Source organism: Marinobacter lipolyticus SM19 (genome assembly GCF_000397065.2).
Classification (GTDB): domain Bacteria; phylum Pseudomonadota; class Gammaproteobacteria; order Pseudomonadales; family Oleiphilaceae; genus Marinobacter; species Marinobacter lipolyticus.
Genome location: NZ_KE007328.1, coordinates 168075 through 182909 on the forward strand (window position 1 = coordinate 168075; position 14835 = coordinate 182909).

The 14835-nt window shown below is 57.9% G+C and carries 13 protein-coding genes; 4 read left to right on the forward strand and 9 right to left on the reverse strand.

Features of this window, described 5'->3' with window-relative positions; translation table 11 throughout:
* Positions 1 to 28: 28 nt before the first annotated feature.
* The 9 genes from ispD to MARLIPOL_RS16810 form a co-directional block, all read right to left on the reverse strand.
* Positions 29 to 730 (reverse strand): 2-C-methyl-D-erythritol 4-phosphate cytidylyltransferase, encoded by a 702-nt coding sequence (ispD, locus tag MARLIPOL_RS16770; RefSeq protein WP_012139506.1) that lies wholly within the window; start codon positions 728 to 730, stop codon positions 29 to 31.
* A gap of 9 nt (positions 731 to 739) precedes the next feature.
* Positions 740 to 1012 (reverse strand): septum formation initiator family protein, encoded by a 273-nt coding sequence (locus tag MARLIPOL_RS16775; protein WP_012139507.1) that lies wholly within the window; start codon positions 1010 to 1012, stop codon positions 740 to 742.
* 151 nt (positions 1013 to 1163) lie between these two features.
* Positions 1164 to 2459 carry a phosphopyruvate hydratase gene (gene eno, locus MARLIPOL_RS16780; RefSeq protein WP_012139508.1) on the reverse strand — a complete coding sequence of 432 codons (1296 nt, stop codon included), beginning with the start codon at positions 2457 to 2459 and terminating at the stop codon, positions 1164 to 1166.
* A gap of 117 nt (positions 2460 to 2576) precedes the next feature.
* Complete coding sequence (kdsA, locus tag MARLIPOL_RS16785) at positions 2577 to 3422, reverse strand: 3-deoxy-8-phosphooctulonate synthase (RefSeq protein ID WP_012139509.1); 846 nt, start codon at positions 3420 to 3422, stop codon at positions 2577 to 2579.
* Positions 3423 to 3424: 2 nt separating this feature from the next.
* Entirely contained in the window at positions 3425 to 5053 is a 1629-nt protein-coding gene (locus tag MARLIPOL_RS16790; protein WP_012139511.1) for a CTP synthase, read from the reverse strand.
* Positions 5054 to 5140: 87 nt separating this feature from the next.
* A complete protein-coding gene (gene tilS, locus MARLIPOL_RS16795) occupies positions 5141 to 6502 on the reverse strand; it encodes a tRNA lysidine(34) synthetase TilS (RefSeq protein ID WP_012139513.1) in 1362 nt (453 codons plus the stop codon).
* Complete coding sequence (gene accA / locus MARLIPOL_RS16800) at positions 6486 to 7439, reverse strand: acetyl-CoA carboxylase carboxyl transferase subunit alpha (protein WP_012139515.1); 954 nt, start codon at positions 7437 to 7439, stop codon at positions 6486 to 6488. The genes tilS and accA overlap by 17 nt, the downstream gene beginning before the upstream one ends.
* Positions 7440 to 7585: 146 nt before the next feature.
* The gene (dnaE, locus tag MARLIPOL_RS16805; RefSeq protein WP_012139516.1) at positions 7586 to 11068 is read right to left on the reverse strand and encodes a DNA polymerase III subunit alpha; all 3483 of its coding nucleotides are present in this window, start codon (positions 11066 to 11068) and stop codon (positions 7586 to 7588) included.
* A 46-nt stretch (positions 11069 to 11114) separates the two neighbouring features.
* Positions 11115 to 11582 (reverse strand): TlpA family protein disulfide reductase, encoded by a 468-nt coding sequence (locus tag MARLIPOL_RS16810; protein WP_012139517.1) that lies wholly within the window; start codon positions 11580 to 11582, stop codon positions 11115 to 11117.
* A gap of 69 nt (positions 11583 to 11651) precedes the next feature.
* On the opposite strand from MARLIPOL_RS16810, the gene arsC reads away from it, so the two are divergent.
* From arsC to MARLIPOL_RS16830, 4 genes are read left to right on the forward strand one after another with little or no spacing between them, the layout of a single operon-like run.
* Entirely contained in the window at positions 11652 to 12005 is a 354-nt protein-coding gene (gene arsC, locus MARLIPOL_RS16815; RefSeq protein ID WP_012139518.1) for an arsenate reductase (glutaredoxin), read from the forward strand.
* A gap of 13 nt (positions 12006 to 12018) precedes the next feature.
* Positions 12019 to 12621, forward strand: coding sequence for an NAD(P)H:quinone oxidoreductase (wrbA, locus tag MARLIPOL_RS16820; protein WP_012139519.1), 603 nt, complete (start codon positions 12019 to 12021; stop codon positions 12619 to 12621).
* Positions 12622 to 12664: 43 nt separating this feature from the next.
* Entirely contained in the window at positions 12665 to 13033 is a 369-nt protein-coding gene (locus MARLIPOL_RS16825) for a DUF2069 domain-containing protein (RefSeq protein ID WP_012139520.1), read from the forward strand.
* A gap of 12 nt (positions 13034 to 13045) precedes the next feature.
* On the forward strand, positions 13046 to 14827 hold the full coding sequence (locus MARLIPOL_RS16830; RefSeq protein ID WP_012139521.1) for a GspE/PulE family protein: 1782 nt from the start codon (positions 13046 to 13048) through the stop codon (positions 14825 to 14827).
* Positions 14828 to 14835: the final 8 nt, after the last annotated feature.

Consider the following 14835-nt stretch of genomic DNA (forward strand, 5'->3'; position numbering starts at 1 on the left):
AGACTTTCCCGAGACCGTGCTGGCAAATTCAGAACTGGCTGAGGATAAATCCCGCCAAGGCGAGATCCGCTGGAACAGTAACCTTGATATTGTCCGGACGTCCTTCCACCAGTACCGGCATGTTACCTGAAAATTCCATGGCAGAGGATTCATCTGTCACAGGCCGGGCATTTTCTGCAGCCAACTCCAGCGCGTTAAGCAGTTTGGCATAGCGGAACATCTGGGGTGTCAGGGCTCGCCAGAGGGAGCTCCGGTCAACCGTCTCCCGGACTTGCGGGGGGGTGTCGTTATTGCCCTTCTTGAGAGTGTCGGCAACAGGAGAGGCCAGCAAGCCGCCGACGTCGTGATTCTGCAGGGAGGTGATTAACCGAGTCAGATCGTCCCGGTGGATACACGGGCGGGCGGCATCGTGGACCAGCACCCAGTCGTCCGCATCAACCTGTGGAGCCAGCGCACGAAGAGCCGCCAGAACCGAGTCTGCCCGCGCAGAGCCGCCGTGACAGGTTTGAACCCGCGAATCGCCACTGGCTTCAGTGTCCGGCCACCAGCGGTCGTCTGGGTGCAGGGCAACCATACATCCATCAAACGGAGCAGAGTCGAGGGTGCGTGACAGGGTAATATCAAGAATAAAACGACGATCAATCTTGAGGTACTGCTTGGGGCATTCGGCCTGCATGCGCTGACCAATGCCGGCTGCGGGCACGATCAGCCAGAATCGGGGATTCGTCATTGGCTTGTATCAGTTTTCAACAACCAGGAAGAAGGTTTCGTCATCACGGATCAGCCCCAGGTTCATCCTCGCGCGCTCTTCCACCGCACCCTGCTCGTTATGCAGATTCCGGACTTCAGCGTAAAGGCGCTCGTTGCGGGTAGACAATTCGGCGTTCTCTTCCCGCTGCTCGGAAATGGACTGTTCCAGAGCCCAGACCTGCGCAAAACTACCCTCCCCAACCCACAGGCGAACCTGCAGCAGGAGTATCAGCACAGCCATGATGGACCAGAGCAACTTCATTGCTAATTCCGTTTAATAAAAGCCGAACAAAAAACCAACACTGAATGTTGAGTATAGACCTTAGAGTAGATTAACAACAAATTATGCTAAATGGTTGTGCTAAAAGGCCATCGTGACTGAATGTTCATCCAGAACACGATGGCCTTAACACTTAGCCCTGTCCCTTGATCTCGGTCAGGCCACGGTATGGTGCACTACCATCCAGGGCTTCCTCAATGCGCAGAAGCTGGTTGTACTTGGCAACACGATCCGAGCGGCACAGAGAGCCAGTCTTGATCTGGCCGGCGCAGGTAGCCACCGCCAGGTCGGCAATGGTCGTGTCCTCAGTCTCACCGGAACGGTGGGAGATCACCGCCGTGAAACCTGCGTCCTGAGCCATCTTGATGGCATCGAGGGTTTCACTCAGGCTACCGATCTGGTTGAACTTGATCAGGATGGAATTGCCAACGCCCTTGTCGATACCCCGCTTCAGGATTTTGGTGTTGGTTACGAACAGGTCATCACCGACCAACTGTACCTTGCTGCCCAGCTTGTCGGTCAGCACTTTCCAGCCGTCCCAGTCGCTCTCATCCATACCGTCTTCGATGGAGACGATCGGATAACGCTCGCACAAGCCCGCCAGGTAATCCGCAAAGCCTTCGGAATCAAAGCTCTTGCCTTCACCGGACAGTTGATACTGACCGTCCTTGTAGAACTCGGAAGATGCGCAGTCCAGGGCCAGGGTCACGTCGGACCCCAGCTTGTAGCCGGCCTTTTCAACCGCCTCCTGAATCACCGCCAGCGCCGCTTCGTTGGACGGCAGGTTCGGGGCAAAGCCACCTTCGTCACCTACCGCGGTGTTCAGCCCCTGGGCCTTCAATACCTTCTTCAGGCTGTGGAAGATCTCGGCGCCAATTCTCAGGGCTTCTGCAAAGCTCTTGGCCGCCACCGGCTGAACCATGAACTCCTGGATATCCACGTTGTTGTCCGCGTGCTCACCGCCATTGAGGATGTTCATCATCGGAACCGGCATGGAGAACTTGCCGGAAGTACCGTTGATGTCCGCAATGTGCTCATACAGCGGTTTGCCCAGGGAAATCGCAGCGGCCTTGGCTGCAGCCAGAGACACCGCCAGAATCGCATTGGCGCCCAGATTGGCCTTGTTCTCGGTGCCATCCAGCTCCAGCATCACGTTGTCGAGGGCACGCTGATCGGCTGCATCTTTACCGATCAGGGCTTCACGGATTTTGGTGTTTACGGCCTCAACGGCTTTCAGCACACCTTTACCCAGATAGCGGTTAGCGTCCTGGTCCCGAAGCTCCAGGGCTTCACGGGAGCCGGTGGACGCACCGGAGGGCGCACAGGCACTGCCAATGGTGCCGTCTTCAAGAATCACATCGGCTTCAACCGTGGGGTTCCCGCGGGAATCCAGTACTTCACGGCCTTTGATGTTGGCAATTTTGGTCATTCGTCCGAATCTCCATATTTTCAATGTCTAGAAGGTTATGACTTATAGTTCGATCAAGAGCAGTCGGGGGTATGACTGCTCGCTCCCCCCAAGCAATACAAAAACAAACACCGCCAATCAGGCGGTGTCGATAGGCTTAAAGCTTTTAACAAGGTCGTCAACGGCCTTCACCCGCTCCAGGAACGGCGCAAGCTGACTCAGGCGCAAAGCGCAGGGGCCATCGCATTTGGCATTGTCAGGGTCGGGATGTGCTTCCAGGAACAAACCGGCCAGCCCCTGGGACATGCCAGCCAGCGCCAGGTCGGTGACCTGGGCGCGACGGCCACCCGCTGAATCGGCTCGCCCGCCAGGCATCTGCAGTGAGTGGGTCACGTCAAACATCACTGGCACATTCATCGACTTCATGATGCCGAAGCCGAGCATATCGACCACCAGATTGTTGTAGCCGAAGCTGCTGCCGCGCTCGCACAGTATGACCTTGTCGTTACCGGCTTCTTCGCACTTGGTGATGATGTGCTTCATTTCCTGGGGTGCCAGGAACTGGGCCTTCTTGATGTTGATCACGGCGCCGGTTTTGGCCATGGCAACCACCAGATCGGTCTGACGGCTCAGGAAGGCGGGCAGCTGAATGATGTCACACACTTCCGCAGCAGGTGCAGCCTGAGCGGGCTCATGAACATCGGAAATAATGGGGACACCAAACTTGCTCTTGATGTCCGCCAGTATCTGCAGCCCTTTCTCCAGACCGGGGCCACGGAATGAGTGCACGGAAGAGCGGTTGGCCTTGTCGAAGGAAGCCTTGAACACATACGGAATGCCCAGCTTGCCTGTGGCCTCGACATAGGCTTCTGCCACGTCCATGGCCAGCTCGGGAGATTCCAGTACGTTCATACCGCCAAACAACACAAACGGCCTGTCGTTGGCGACCTCAATTCCGGAGACGTTAACCGTGCTCTGTGCCATGCTCAGGATTCCTTTTTATGAGCCAGTGCTGCCTGGACAAAGCCCTTGAACAGGGGATGCCCGTCACGGGGCGTTGACGTGAATTCAGGGTGGAACTGGCACGCCACGAACCAGGGATGATCCGGAGCTTCAACAACTTCCACCAGACGACCATCGGTTGAACGTCCGGAGATCTTCAACCCGGCCCCTTCCAGATTTGGCAGGAAATGGTTGTTCACTTCGTAACGGTGACGGTGGCGCTCGCGGATGGTTTTCTTGCCGTAGCAGTTGGCAATGGTGGAACCTTCGGTCAACACACAGTCCTGTGCGCCCAGACGCATGGTGCCGCCCAGATCGGATTCCTCGGTACGCTCCTCACGCTCACCACTGGCATCCAGCCACTCGGTTATCAGGCCAACCACCGGCTCCGGAGTGTGCTGGCGGAACTCGGTGCTGTGGGCGTCCTTCAGGCCGGCCACATTGCGGGCGTATTCAATAACGGCAACCTGCATGCCAAGGCAAATACCCAGATAAGGCACCTTGTTTTCGCGGGCATACTGCACCGTACGAATCTTGCCTTCGACGCCTCGCTCACCAAAACCACCCGGCACGAGGATAGCATCAGCACTATCGAGCGCTCCTGTACCGTCACGCTCGATGTCCTCGGAATCAATGTAGTTGATCTTCACCTTGGTACGGGTCTTGATACCAGCGTGCAACAAGGACTCAATCAGCGACTTGTAGGCGTCCAGAAGCTCCATGTACTTGCCGACCATGGCGATGGTCACTTCGTCTTCCGGATTCATCAGGGATTCGACAACGGCGTCCCACTCGCCCAGGTCCGCAGGACGTGCGTCCAGGCTGAAGCGCTCAATGACCAACTGATCCAGGCCATGTTCGTGAAGCATGCGGGGGATGGCGTAGATGGACTTGGCATCCTGCAGCGGAATGACTGCCCGCTCTTCCACGTTGGTGAACAACGCGATCTTGCGGCGGGAGCTGGCATCCACTTCATGTTCAGAGCGGCACAGCAGGATATCCGGCTGAAGGCCGATGGAACGCATTTCCTTCACGGAGTGCTGAGTGGGTTTGGTCTTGATTTCACCAGCGGTGGCGATGTAGGGAACCAGCGTCAGGTGCATGAACAGCGCCCGTTGCGGGCCTACCTCCACCTTCAATTGACGACAGGCTTCGAGGAACGGCAGGGACTCGATATCGCCCACCGTACCGCCGATTTCAATCAACGCCACGTCCGACCCAGCGGCACCTTCCACCACGCGACGCTTGATCTCGTCGGTAATGTGGGGGATGACCTGCACGGTTCCACCCAGATAGTCTCCGCGACGCTCTTTGCGAATGACCTCTTCGTAGACACGGCCGGTGGTGAAATTGTTGCGACGACTCATGCGGCTACGAATGAATCGCTCGTAGTGTCCCAGGTCGAGGTCGGTTTCCGCGCCATCTTCGGTGACGAATACTTCACCGTGCTGAAACGGGCTCATGGTACCGGGATCCACGTTGATGTACGGGTCCAGCTTGAGGATAGTGACCTTCAGGCCGCGTGCCTCGAGGATCGCAGCCAGTGAAGCGGATGCGATACCTTTCCCCAAGGAGGACACGACACCGCCGGTGACGAAAATATAACGCGTCATGCAGATTCCGTGATTGTCTGATTCGGTGAAGGAGGGAGATTGTCATCTCAAGATGGGACGCCAGACTACCAGAAACCCCCACCTTACTCAATCAAATTCCCGCTCCACAACAATGCGCCAGCCGGCGGCCGGGGCCTCCCCACAGTATTTACCGGATAGCCACAGATCGCCAACGGCAACCAGCTCGCCGCCGCCTTCCCGGCCCTCGAAAAGCAAGGGAATCCGTGCCCTTTCCCAGGGTGGCACATGCTGTTCCTGAAGCCATTTCTTCAGCGGTTTCGAGGGTCCACCAGGGCGAGTTCGTATGCGCTCGCCACCCTGCCTCGTAGATATCCGTATTGGCGGAGGCGCGTCACCTGAGTTAACGGTGGCACTCAGGGTGAATCGCCAGGGACCGACCTGAACCGGGTGCCCGGGTTTCAGGGACTGCGGAACCGGCAAAGCTCCTGGCTGCGCAGGCACCAGGTATAGCCCGCCACGGAAACGGCGCAGGGAGAAGCCCTCCCCCCGGAATTCAGGCTCCCGGTCAGCGGCAGAGCGCAACAGGTCGTCCAGGACCTGTTGCCAATCTGCCACCGCGGGATAACGGTAACCTGACCCGGTAACCCACCAGTGCAAAAGGTTTTTCTGCTCTGCCAGGCTTAGACTGAGCATTTGAGCGATCCGCAAGCGCCCCCCCTCGCCCCCGCCCACCGAAGCATAATGAATCCGAGCCAGGGAGGCCGCCAGCTCTTCCTGGTCGCGACAGGCCCCCGCGCTGCGCCCCAGACGTTTGATCAACGACGGCCAGCGGGATTTGAGCAACGGCATTACCGAATGACGGAGGAAATTGCGATCGTACTTCTGGTCGGTATTACTGGGATCTTCCACCCACTCCAGCCCCGCCAGCTGCGCCCAGTCACGGATCTGTTGGCGGCTGAATGCGAGAAACGGCCGGTGCAACTCACCCTTGCCAAGCGCGCGACTGGCCGGCATGCCCGCCAAGCCAGCCACACCACTGCCCCGCAGCAATCGAAACAGGACAGTTTCGGCCTGGTCGTCACCATGGTGCGCCATCAACAGTATGTGGCCGGGCTTCAGAGCTCGCTCAAAGATGTCATAACGAGCATTGCGGGCAGCCTCTTCAATGCCGCCGGTTGTTGATTCGCCGGTAACCTTTGTTGGTACCGTTACTCGCTCAACCGTCAGGGGGACACCCAAACTTTCACACAACTTCCGGCAAAATTGCTCGGTTTCACCGGCATTCGCCTGGAGTTGGTGATTAACGTGAATGGCCGCAATGGTTCGATCGTTACCAAGGCAGCTGGACACAACGTGAAGAAGCAGTACGGAATCGAGACCGCCACTGAGGGCGACCCACACACAGGAAGTATCGGGAAGATGTCTGACCGACGAACACAAGTCCGCCGGCCAGGAAAACTTCGGGGCGGCTTTACCGCCCCGTGTCATATCGGGTCAACCGCTCGTAACGGCGGGATACCAATTCATCGGCAGAGAGACGACTCAGTTCAGCAACCCCTTTCCTCAGAGTCTCGCGGAGCGACTCGGACATCTTATCGGGATTGCGGTGTGCGCCACCCAGAGGCTCCTTGATGACATTGTCAGCGAGCCCCAGGTCTTTCAGACGCTCCGCCGTCACACCCATGGCTTCCGCTGCCTGAGCTGCATACTCAGCACTCTTCCACAGAATGGACGCACAGCCTTCCGGGGAAATCACGGCGTAGGTGGAGTACTGCAGCATATTCAACTGATCACACACACCAATAGCCAACGCGCCACCGGAGCCACCCTCGCCGATTACCGTGGAGATGATCGGGGTTTTGAGACGTGACATCACCCCCAGGTTGAACGCGATAGCCTCGCTCTGGCCTCGCTCTTCGGCGCCGATACCGGGATAGGCACCCGGAGTATCAATAAAGGTCAGAATCGGCATTTTAAAACGCTCAGCCATCTCCATCAGACGCAACGCCTTTCGATACCCCTCCGGACGCGGCATGCCGAAGTTGCGCTTGACCTTGTCACGCACTTCCCGGCCTTTCTGGTGACCGATAATCATCACCGGCTTGTCGTCCAGGCGAGCGGTCCCGCCGACTATCGAGAGGTCATCCGCATACCGGCGGTCGCCGTGCAACTCGTCAAAATCATCGAAGATCATTTCGATGTAGTCGAGCGTATAGGGACGACGTGGATGACGCGCCAGACGCGCCACGTCCCAGGGCTGAAGATCGGAAAAAATACTTTCTGTCAGACTGACACTTTTGCTTTTCAACCGATTGATTTCATCGGAGATGTTAATGTCGGTGTCGTTTCCTACCATGCGAAGCTCTTCGATTTTCGCTTCCAGGTCGGCAATAGGCTGTTCGAAATCCAGATAGTTAGGGTTCATGACGTTCCATCATTTGTTTGCAGGACGGAAATTTATCCCGTCAAACCAGAATTTTGGACAAAGATAGCAGTGCCCGCTCCGAGGCTAAAGCGGACATTGGTATGAGTCCGCAGTCTGACAGATATTTAACATTAAATCGGCATGCCTCAATCATAGACCAGTTCCACGGACTGGTCGCCTACGAGGTAGCGTAACTCCAGTAACAGGTCGTCATCTGGCTGGATTCTCCATGATTCTCCCAGTTCTATACGGGTTCTCGCCTCCGCGCTGCTGTACTCGATCCATACCGGACTACCCTCGCAACGGAAAGGTTCCAGGGTACGACCCAGCTTATCCAGCAACCCGTTCTGCAACTGATCCGCATGCAGCGATAACCTCAACCCACGGCTGAACTGTTGGCGGGCGGTCCCAACATCCATGACGGAATTCACCCGCATTTTCATTTGGCCAGAGTAATCATCGTGGCTGACCTGACCTTCCACCACAATCACCTGGTCCGACTGCAGCAATTCCCGGTTCTCGAAAAATGCTTCCGAAAACAGCGTGGCTTCAATGCGGGCACTGCGATCATCCAGGGTTATAAAACACATGGTGGAGCCTGTACGGGTCTTCATGGTGCGTTGAGCAACCACGAGACCAGCCACCCGCTGAGGTGACTTATTGGGTTTGAGATCGGAGATGGACGAGCGCACAAACCGGCGCACTTCTTTCTCGTATTCATCAAACGGGTGCCCGGTCAGATACAGCCCCAGGGTATCCTTCTCACCTTTCAGCCGTTCTTTTTCCGGCCATTCCCGGACGTGGGCAACGTCCTCATAGGCATCCGCGTCTCCGCTTGCCTCCAGGGTCTCCCCGAACATGTCCGTCATGCCCACGGCGTCGTTACGGGACTGCTGCCCCGCCTGCTGCACCGCTTTGTCGATACTGGCCATCAACTGCGCCCGGCCGGCCCCGAGCTTGTCCATGGCGCCAGATCGGATCAGGGCTTCCATGGCCCGCTTGTTCACTTTCTTCGGGTCCACCCGGCGGCAGAAATCAAAGATATCCTGGTAAGGCTCGCCATCAGCCCGGCCCTCCACAATACTCTGTATCGGCCCTTCCCCCAGCCCCTTGATGGCGCCGAGGCCGTAAACGATCTGACCATCATCGTTAACGGTAAAGGTATATTCCGAACGGCTGACATCCGGCACCAACAGGTCCAGCTTCATGTTCCGGCACTCTTCCACCAGCGTCACGACCTTGTCGGTGTTCTGCATATCGGCGGTGAGTACGGCGGCCATGAACTCGGCCGGGTAATGGGCTTTCAGCCACAGCGTCTGATAGGACACCAGGGCATAGGCGGCGGAGTGGGATTTGTTAAAGCCGTAGCCGGCAAACTTTTCCACCAGGTCAAAGATGTTTTCGGCCAGGGTCTTGTCGATGTCGTTTTTCTCACAGCCATCGAGGAAGATCTGTTTCTGTTTGGCCATTTCCTCGGGTTTTTTCTTACCCATGGCCCGGCGCAGCATGTCCGCACCGCCGAGAGTGTAGCCCGCCATCACCTGGGCAATCTGCATGACCTGCTCCTGGTACAGGATGACCCCATAGGTCGGCTCCAGCACCGGCTTCAGACCTTCATACTGGTAATCCGGGTGCGGGTAGGACATCGGCTGTTTGCCATGCTTCCGGTCGATGAAGTCATCCACCATGCCCGACTGCAGTGGGCCTGGGCGGAACAGCGCCACCAGGGCGATCATATCCTCCAGGGAATCCGGTTGCAGGCGCCGGATCAGATCTTTCATGCCACGGGATTCCAGCTGGAACACCGCCGTGGTTTCCGCTTTCTTCAGCATGTTGAAGGACGGTACGTCGTCCAGCGGAATTTCGTTGATATCCAGAGGTGGCAAACCACGCTTTTCCCGGCGCGGATTGACCATTTTCAGGGCCCAGTCGATGATGGTCAGAGTCCGCAGCCCCAGGAAGTCGAACTTCACCAGGCCGGCGTCTTCCACATCGCCCTTGTCGAACTGGGTCACCAGGCTACCGCCTTCGTCGTCGCAATACAGCGGAGAGAAGTCGGTGATCTTGGTGGGCGCGATGACTACGCCCCCGGCGTGTTTACCGGCATTCCGGCACACACCTTCCAGTTTCAGGGCCATGTCCCAGATTTCCTGGGCTTCTTCATCCTGCTCAAGGAAGTCAGTCAGTTGGGGCTCTTGCTCAAGGGCCTTCTCCAGGGTCATCCCCGGCTCAAACGGAATCATCTTGGACAGTTTGTCCGCCAGGCCGTAGGACTTACCCTGAACCCGCGCCACGTCCCGCACCACCGCCTTGGCCGCCATGGTGCCGAACGTGATGATCTGGGAGACCGCCTCACGGCCGTACTTTTCTGCCACGTACGCAATTACCCGGTCGCGTCCCTCCATACAGAAGTCGACGTCGAAGTCAGGCATGGATACCCGTTCCGGGTTCAGGAAGCGCTCAAACAGCAGATCGTATTCCAGCGGGTCCAGATCGGTAATCAACTGGGCGTAGGCCACCAGTGAGCCAGCACCAGACCCCCGTCCTGGCCCCACCGGAACACCGTTATTCTTGGCCCACTTGATGAAGTCCATAACGATGAGAAAGTAGCCCGGGAACCCCATCTGGGTGATGATGTCCAGCTCGAAATTGAGTCGCGTGTAATAAGCTTCCCGCTTGGTGTCGTACTCCGGGTCATCCTTGCTCAGGGTTTTAGCCAGACGCTCCTCAAGGCCATCTTCCGAAACCTTGCGGAAGTACTCGTCCATGGTCATCCCTTCCGGGATCGGATAGTTCGGCAGGAAGTACTCGCCCATGCGGACAGTTACCGAGCATCGCCGGGCAATCTCGACAGTATTATCCACTGCTTCAGGAATGTCCGAAAACAGCTCGATCATTTCATCCGCGCTGCGGAGATACTGCTGATCACTGAACCGGCGGTCACGGCGGGGATCGTCCAGAGTCCGGCTCTCGCCGATGCACACCCGGGCTTCATGGGCCTCGAAATCTTCGGTCTCCAGAAAGTGAACATCGTTGGTGGCCACCACCGGGATCTCCAGGGAGTCCGCCAGCTCGACGCTCAGGTGCAGGCAGTCTTCGTCGCCGGCACGGCCGGTGCGCTGAATCTCCAGGTAATAAGCCTCCGGATAGAGATTCATCCAGTATTCGGCCCGTTCCCGCGCCAACTCCGGCTTACCTGCCAGCAACGCCCTGCCCACATCACCAAGCTTGCCTCCCGACAGAGCGATCAGGCCGCCCGACCGGGCTTCCAGCCACGCGCGCTGAATGATGGGTTTACCAAAACGCTGGCCTTCGGTGTAACCCTGGCTGATGATTTCGGTCAGGTGAAGGTAACCGTCATTGTTACGGGCCAGCAGCGTCAGGCGGAAGGGGTTTTCCGGCTCCTCAGGATTCTCAAGCCACAGATCGGCACCAATGATGGGCTTGACGCCAGCTCCGGTGGCAGCCTTGTAAAAACGCACCAGCGAGCACATATTCGACTGATCGGTGAGGCCCACGGCCGGCATGCCGAGCTCCGCAACCCGGCTGACCAGCGGTTTGACCCGCACCAGTCCATCCACCATGGAGTATTCGGAGTGTACGCGGAGGTGTACAAAGGTTTGCGCCATAACGTCAGGCTATTCCTGCTGTTGAATATTCCAGTTGCGGTCGGCATCAGCCGCCCGTCAGTTCTCTCACTTCGGCTTCTGTCTGGGGACCGAACCGAGTCTCAAGCAATTCACCTTCCGGATCCACGACAAAGGTGGCCGGCAATGCCACCGGAGTTTTCCAGCCAAACTCAGGGCCCGGATCTTCCGCCAGCATGGTGTAGCGGATACCCATGGATTCGCCCAGATCGACCAGCGCCTGCCCCTTGATGTCGTCAAAATTCACGCCCAGCACCGTGATGCGGCTATTGCGATCCAGCTTGTTCAATTCGGGAATTTCTTCCAGACAGGGCTTGCACCACTCGGCCCAGTAGTTCACCAGGACCCACTGACCCCGGAGGCTTTCCCATTCCACAGGCTCGCCTTGTGCCTGCTCGAACGCCACCTTTTCGCAACCAGACAGCGCCAACAAAAACGTCACCACGACCAGGGGTGAAAAGAGAGTTCGACAACGGGACCTTGCAGGGTACTGCACGGGGAGTCCTCCTGTTAGACTACGGGGCATCCGAAATTCAGGAAAGCCATTTAAAACTCAGGCCAGAAGATGACAGAACCGACCCGTATTTTCCACAACCCCCGCTGTTCAAAATCCAGACAAACCCTTGAACTGCTTACCGATCGCGGTATCGAGCCGGAGATTATACGCTACCTTGAAACCCCACCGACAGAGCAGGAACTCATACACATCCTCGATGTGCTTGGCTATGAACCCCGCCAGCTGATGCGCGCCAAGGAAAAGGAGTACAAGGAACTTGGCCTGGACAACCCGGACATGGATCGTGATGCGCTGGTCAGTGCCATGGCAGCCAATCCCAAACTGATTGAACGCCCGATCGTGATCCGTGGCGACAAGGTTGCCCTGGGTCGTCCGCCGGAAAACGTGCTGACCATTCTCTGACCGGAGCCTGTTAATGTCGTCTGACAAACCCTACGTACTGGTGCTCTACTACAGCCGAACCGGTCAAACCGCCGAAATGGCTACCCTCATTGGCCGCGGTGTATCGCGGGTTAACGGTATGGAGGTTCGTATTCGCACGGTGCCCCCCGTTTCTCCCGATACCGAGTCGTCGCTCGCCCCGGTTCCCGACAGCGGTGCCCCCTACGCCAGCAAGGACGACCTTAGAGGCTGCGCCGGACTGGCCATTGGCAGCCCAACCCGATTCGGCAATATGGCGGCGCCGCTTAAACACTTCCTGGACAACACCGGGGATCTTTGGCTGAACGGCACCCTGTCCGGCAAGCCCGCCGGAGCATTTACCTCCACCGGCAGCCTCCATGGCGGCCAGGAAGCCACCCTGCTCAGCATGATGTTACCCCTGCTGCACCATGGCATGGTGTTGTGCGGTGTGCCCTATTCAGAGGCTGCGCTGAATGAAACCTCATCCGGCGGAACACCCTATGGCCCCTCACACTGGGCCGGCACCGGCGAGCAACAACCACTGACCAGTCATGAGAAAACCGTTTGCCAGAGCTTCGGTGAGCGGTTGGGCACGCTGGCCCGGAAACTCGGCTGAGACACAACACAAGACATTGACTGATCATTGACGGAAAGCACCCATGCTCCACAACCCGAAAGCACGTATAACAGCCAGATTGACCATCGCCCTGTACATTGGGGTGCTGGCGACACTCCTGATTACCACATTCTACCCCGCGCAGGTCGAGGGTGTGTCGGTCCCACTCATGCTCTCGGTAAAGCTGATCCCTCTGCTGGCCTTTGCGGTTCCGGTCTTTCGCGGCCACAACAAGGGCTACATTTGGTTAGCGTTCGTGGTAATTTTCTACTTCACCCAGGCCGTAGTCTCTGCCTGGCTGAGCGAAGGCGCCGCCGCCCCGGTGATCCTGACGATCCTCACCTTCCTCCTGTTCACCGTTGCCATGGTACATTTGAAGGTGAATCGGCCGATTCCGCCTCAGGGCGCTTGATCAGGATCACTTATGGGTAACCTTCGCGCACCAGCCCCGCTCAGAAGCACGCTCACCCTCCGTGACCTGGCAACAGCCCTGGTCACCAGCGGTGAGATTTCCCAGGAAGAAGCGGACCGTATCCTGAAGGCCAATATGGCCGCAGACACCGATCGCCGCCATCCCCTGGAACTGGTTGCGCAGGCCAGCCTCAAAAGCCTGAAATCTGGCCATAACCTGGATTTGGAACGTCTCACCCAGTGGTTGGCAGAGTGGGCTGGACAACCCTGGTATCACATCGACCCGCTGAAGATCGATACCCCCTCCATTGCCAGGGTGATGTCCTACGCCTTCGCCCAGCGCCACGGCATTCTCGCCGTGGAAATCAGGCCGGATGAAGTGCTGATTGCCAGTGCGGAGCCCTTCAAGAGTGACTGGGAAAGCAACCTGCGCCAGGCGGTTCAGAAGGACATCCACCGGGTCGTCGCCAACCCCGAGGACATCCGCCGCTACACCGTCGAGTTCTACCAACTGGCGAATTCCGTCAGCAAGGCCGGCGGTCGCCAGGGAGGCGGCTCTGCCGGGAACCAGAACTTTGAACAATTGCTGGATCTGGGAGCAAGCGAAAATCCCGATGCCAATGATCAGCACGTGGTCAAGATTGTGGACTGGTTGCTGCAGTACGCCTTTGACCAGCGTGCGTCCGACATTCACATTGAGCCGAGGCGCACCATCACCCAGGTGCGCTTCCGTATCGATGGCGTCCTCCACAATGTCTATGAGTTCCCGGGCCAGGTGGGTGTAGCCGTCACCAGCCGCCTGAAAATTCTGGGACGCCTCAACGTCGCGGAAAAGCGCCGCCCTCAGGACGGCCGCATCAAAACCCGTAAACCGGACAACAGTGAGGTGGAATTACGCCTCGCCACCATGCCGACGGCGTTCGGTGAAAAAATGGTGATGCGGATTTTCGATCCCGAGGTCCTGCTCAAGTCCTACGAACAGCTGGGGTTCTCTAAGGAAGACCGGGAACGCTGGCACGATATAACCGATCGTCCCCACGGGATTGTTCTGGTCACTGGCCCCACCGGGTCAGGCAAAACCACGACGCTGTATTCCACCCTCAAGCAACTGGCCTCGCCTGAAGTCAATCTCTGCACCATCGAAGACCCGATCGAGATGGTAGAGCCCGCTTTCAACCAGATGCAGGTCCAGACTAACATCGAACTGACATTTGCGTCCGGGGTCCGGGCCCTTCTGCGCCAGGACCCCGACATCATCATGATTGGTGAGATCCGCGACCTCGAAACCGCGGAAATGGCGGTACAGGCTGCGCTGACGGGGCATCTCGTGCTCTCCACCCTGCACACCAATGACGCGCCCAGCGCCATTACACGCCTGATGGAGCTGGGCATTCCACCGTACCTGATCCGCGCTACGGTTCTCGGGGTGATGGCACAACGCCTGGCACGCACACTGTGCCCCCACTGCAAGGCGCCCGGTCCCGTGGACGATCAGGCCTGGAAAAGCCTGACGCGCCCATGGAAAGCCCCAGCGCCAGAACAGGTCTATCAGCCGGTTGGCTGTCTGGAATGCCGAAACACAGGGTATTACGGGCGTGCCGGGGTTTATGAAATCCTCAAGTTATCCGGAGATCTGAGCGCCCAGATCACCGATCAGTGCGAACTGGAGCAGCTGCGGCTCGACGCCTACAAGGCCGGAATGAAATCATTGCGATTGAGCGGGGCTCAGAAAGTGGCTGCAGGGCAGACGACCATTGAGGAAATACTGCGGGTCACTCCCGAAAGTCAGCGCTGAGCGTCCTG

Bases quoted from the DNA above. Each gene is read 5' to 3' on its own strand.
- MARLIPOL_RS16825 (WP_012139520.1), top strand. From the start codon at position 12,665: ATGCTCCACAACCCGAAAGCACGTATAACAGCCAGATTGACCATCGCC.
- MARLIPOL_RS16790 (WP_012139511.1), bottom strand. From the start codon at position 5,053: ATGACGCGTTATATTTTCGTCACCGGCGGTGTCGTGTCCTCCTTGGGG.
- eno (WP_012139508.1), bottom strand. From the start codon at position 2,459: ATGACCAAAATTGCCAACATCAAAGGCCGTGAAGTACTGGATTCCCGC.
- ispD (WP_012139506.1), bottom strand. From the start codon at position 730: ATGACGAATCCCCGATTCTGGCTGATCGTGCCCGCAGCCGGCATTGGT.
- MARLIPOL_RS16775 (WP_012139507.1), bottom strand. From the start codon at position 1,012: ATGAAGTTGCTCTGGTCCATCATGGCTGTGCTGATACTCCTGCTGCAG.
- dnaE (WP_012139516.1), bottom strand. From the start codon at position 11,068: ATGGCGCAAACCTTTGTACACCTCCGCGTACACTCCGAATACTCCATG.
- accA (WP_012139515.1), bottom strand. From the start codon at position 7,439: ATGAACCCTAACTATCTGGATTTCGAACAGCCTATTGCCGACCTGGAA.
- arsC (WP_012139518.1), top strand. From the start codon at position 11,652: ATGACAGAACCGACCCGTATTTTCCACAACCCCCGCTGTTCAAAATCC.
- wrbA (WP_012139519.1), top strand. From the start codon at position 12,019: ATGTCGTCTGACAAACCCTACGTACTGGTGCTCTACTACAGCCGAACC.
- tilS (WP_012139513.1), bottom strand. From the start codon at position 6,502: ATGACACGGGGCGGTAAAGCCGCCCCGAAGTTTTCCTGGCCGGCGGAC.
- MARLIPOL_RS16830 (WP_012139521.1), top strand. From the start codon at position 13,046: ATGGGTAACCTTCGCGCACCAGCCCCGCTCAGAAGCACGCTCACCCTC.
- kdsA (WP_012139509.1), bottom strand. From the start codon at position 3,422: ATGGCACAGAGCACGGTTAACGTCTCCGGAATTGAGGTCGCCAACGAC.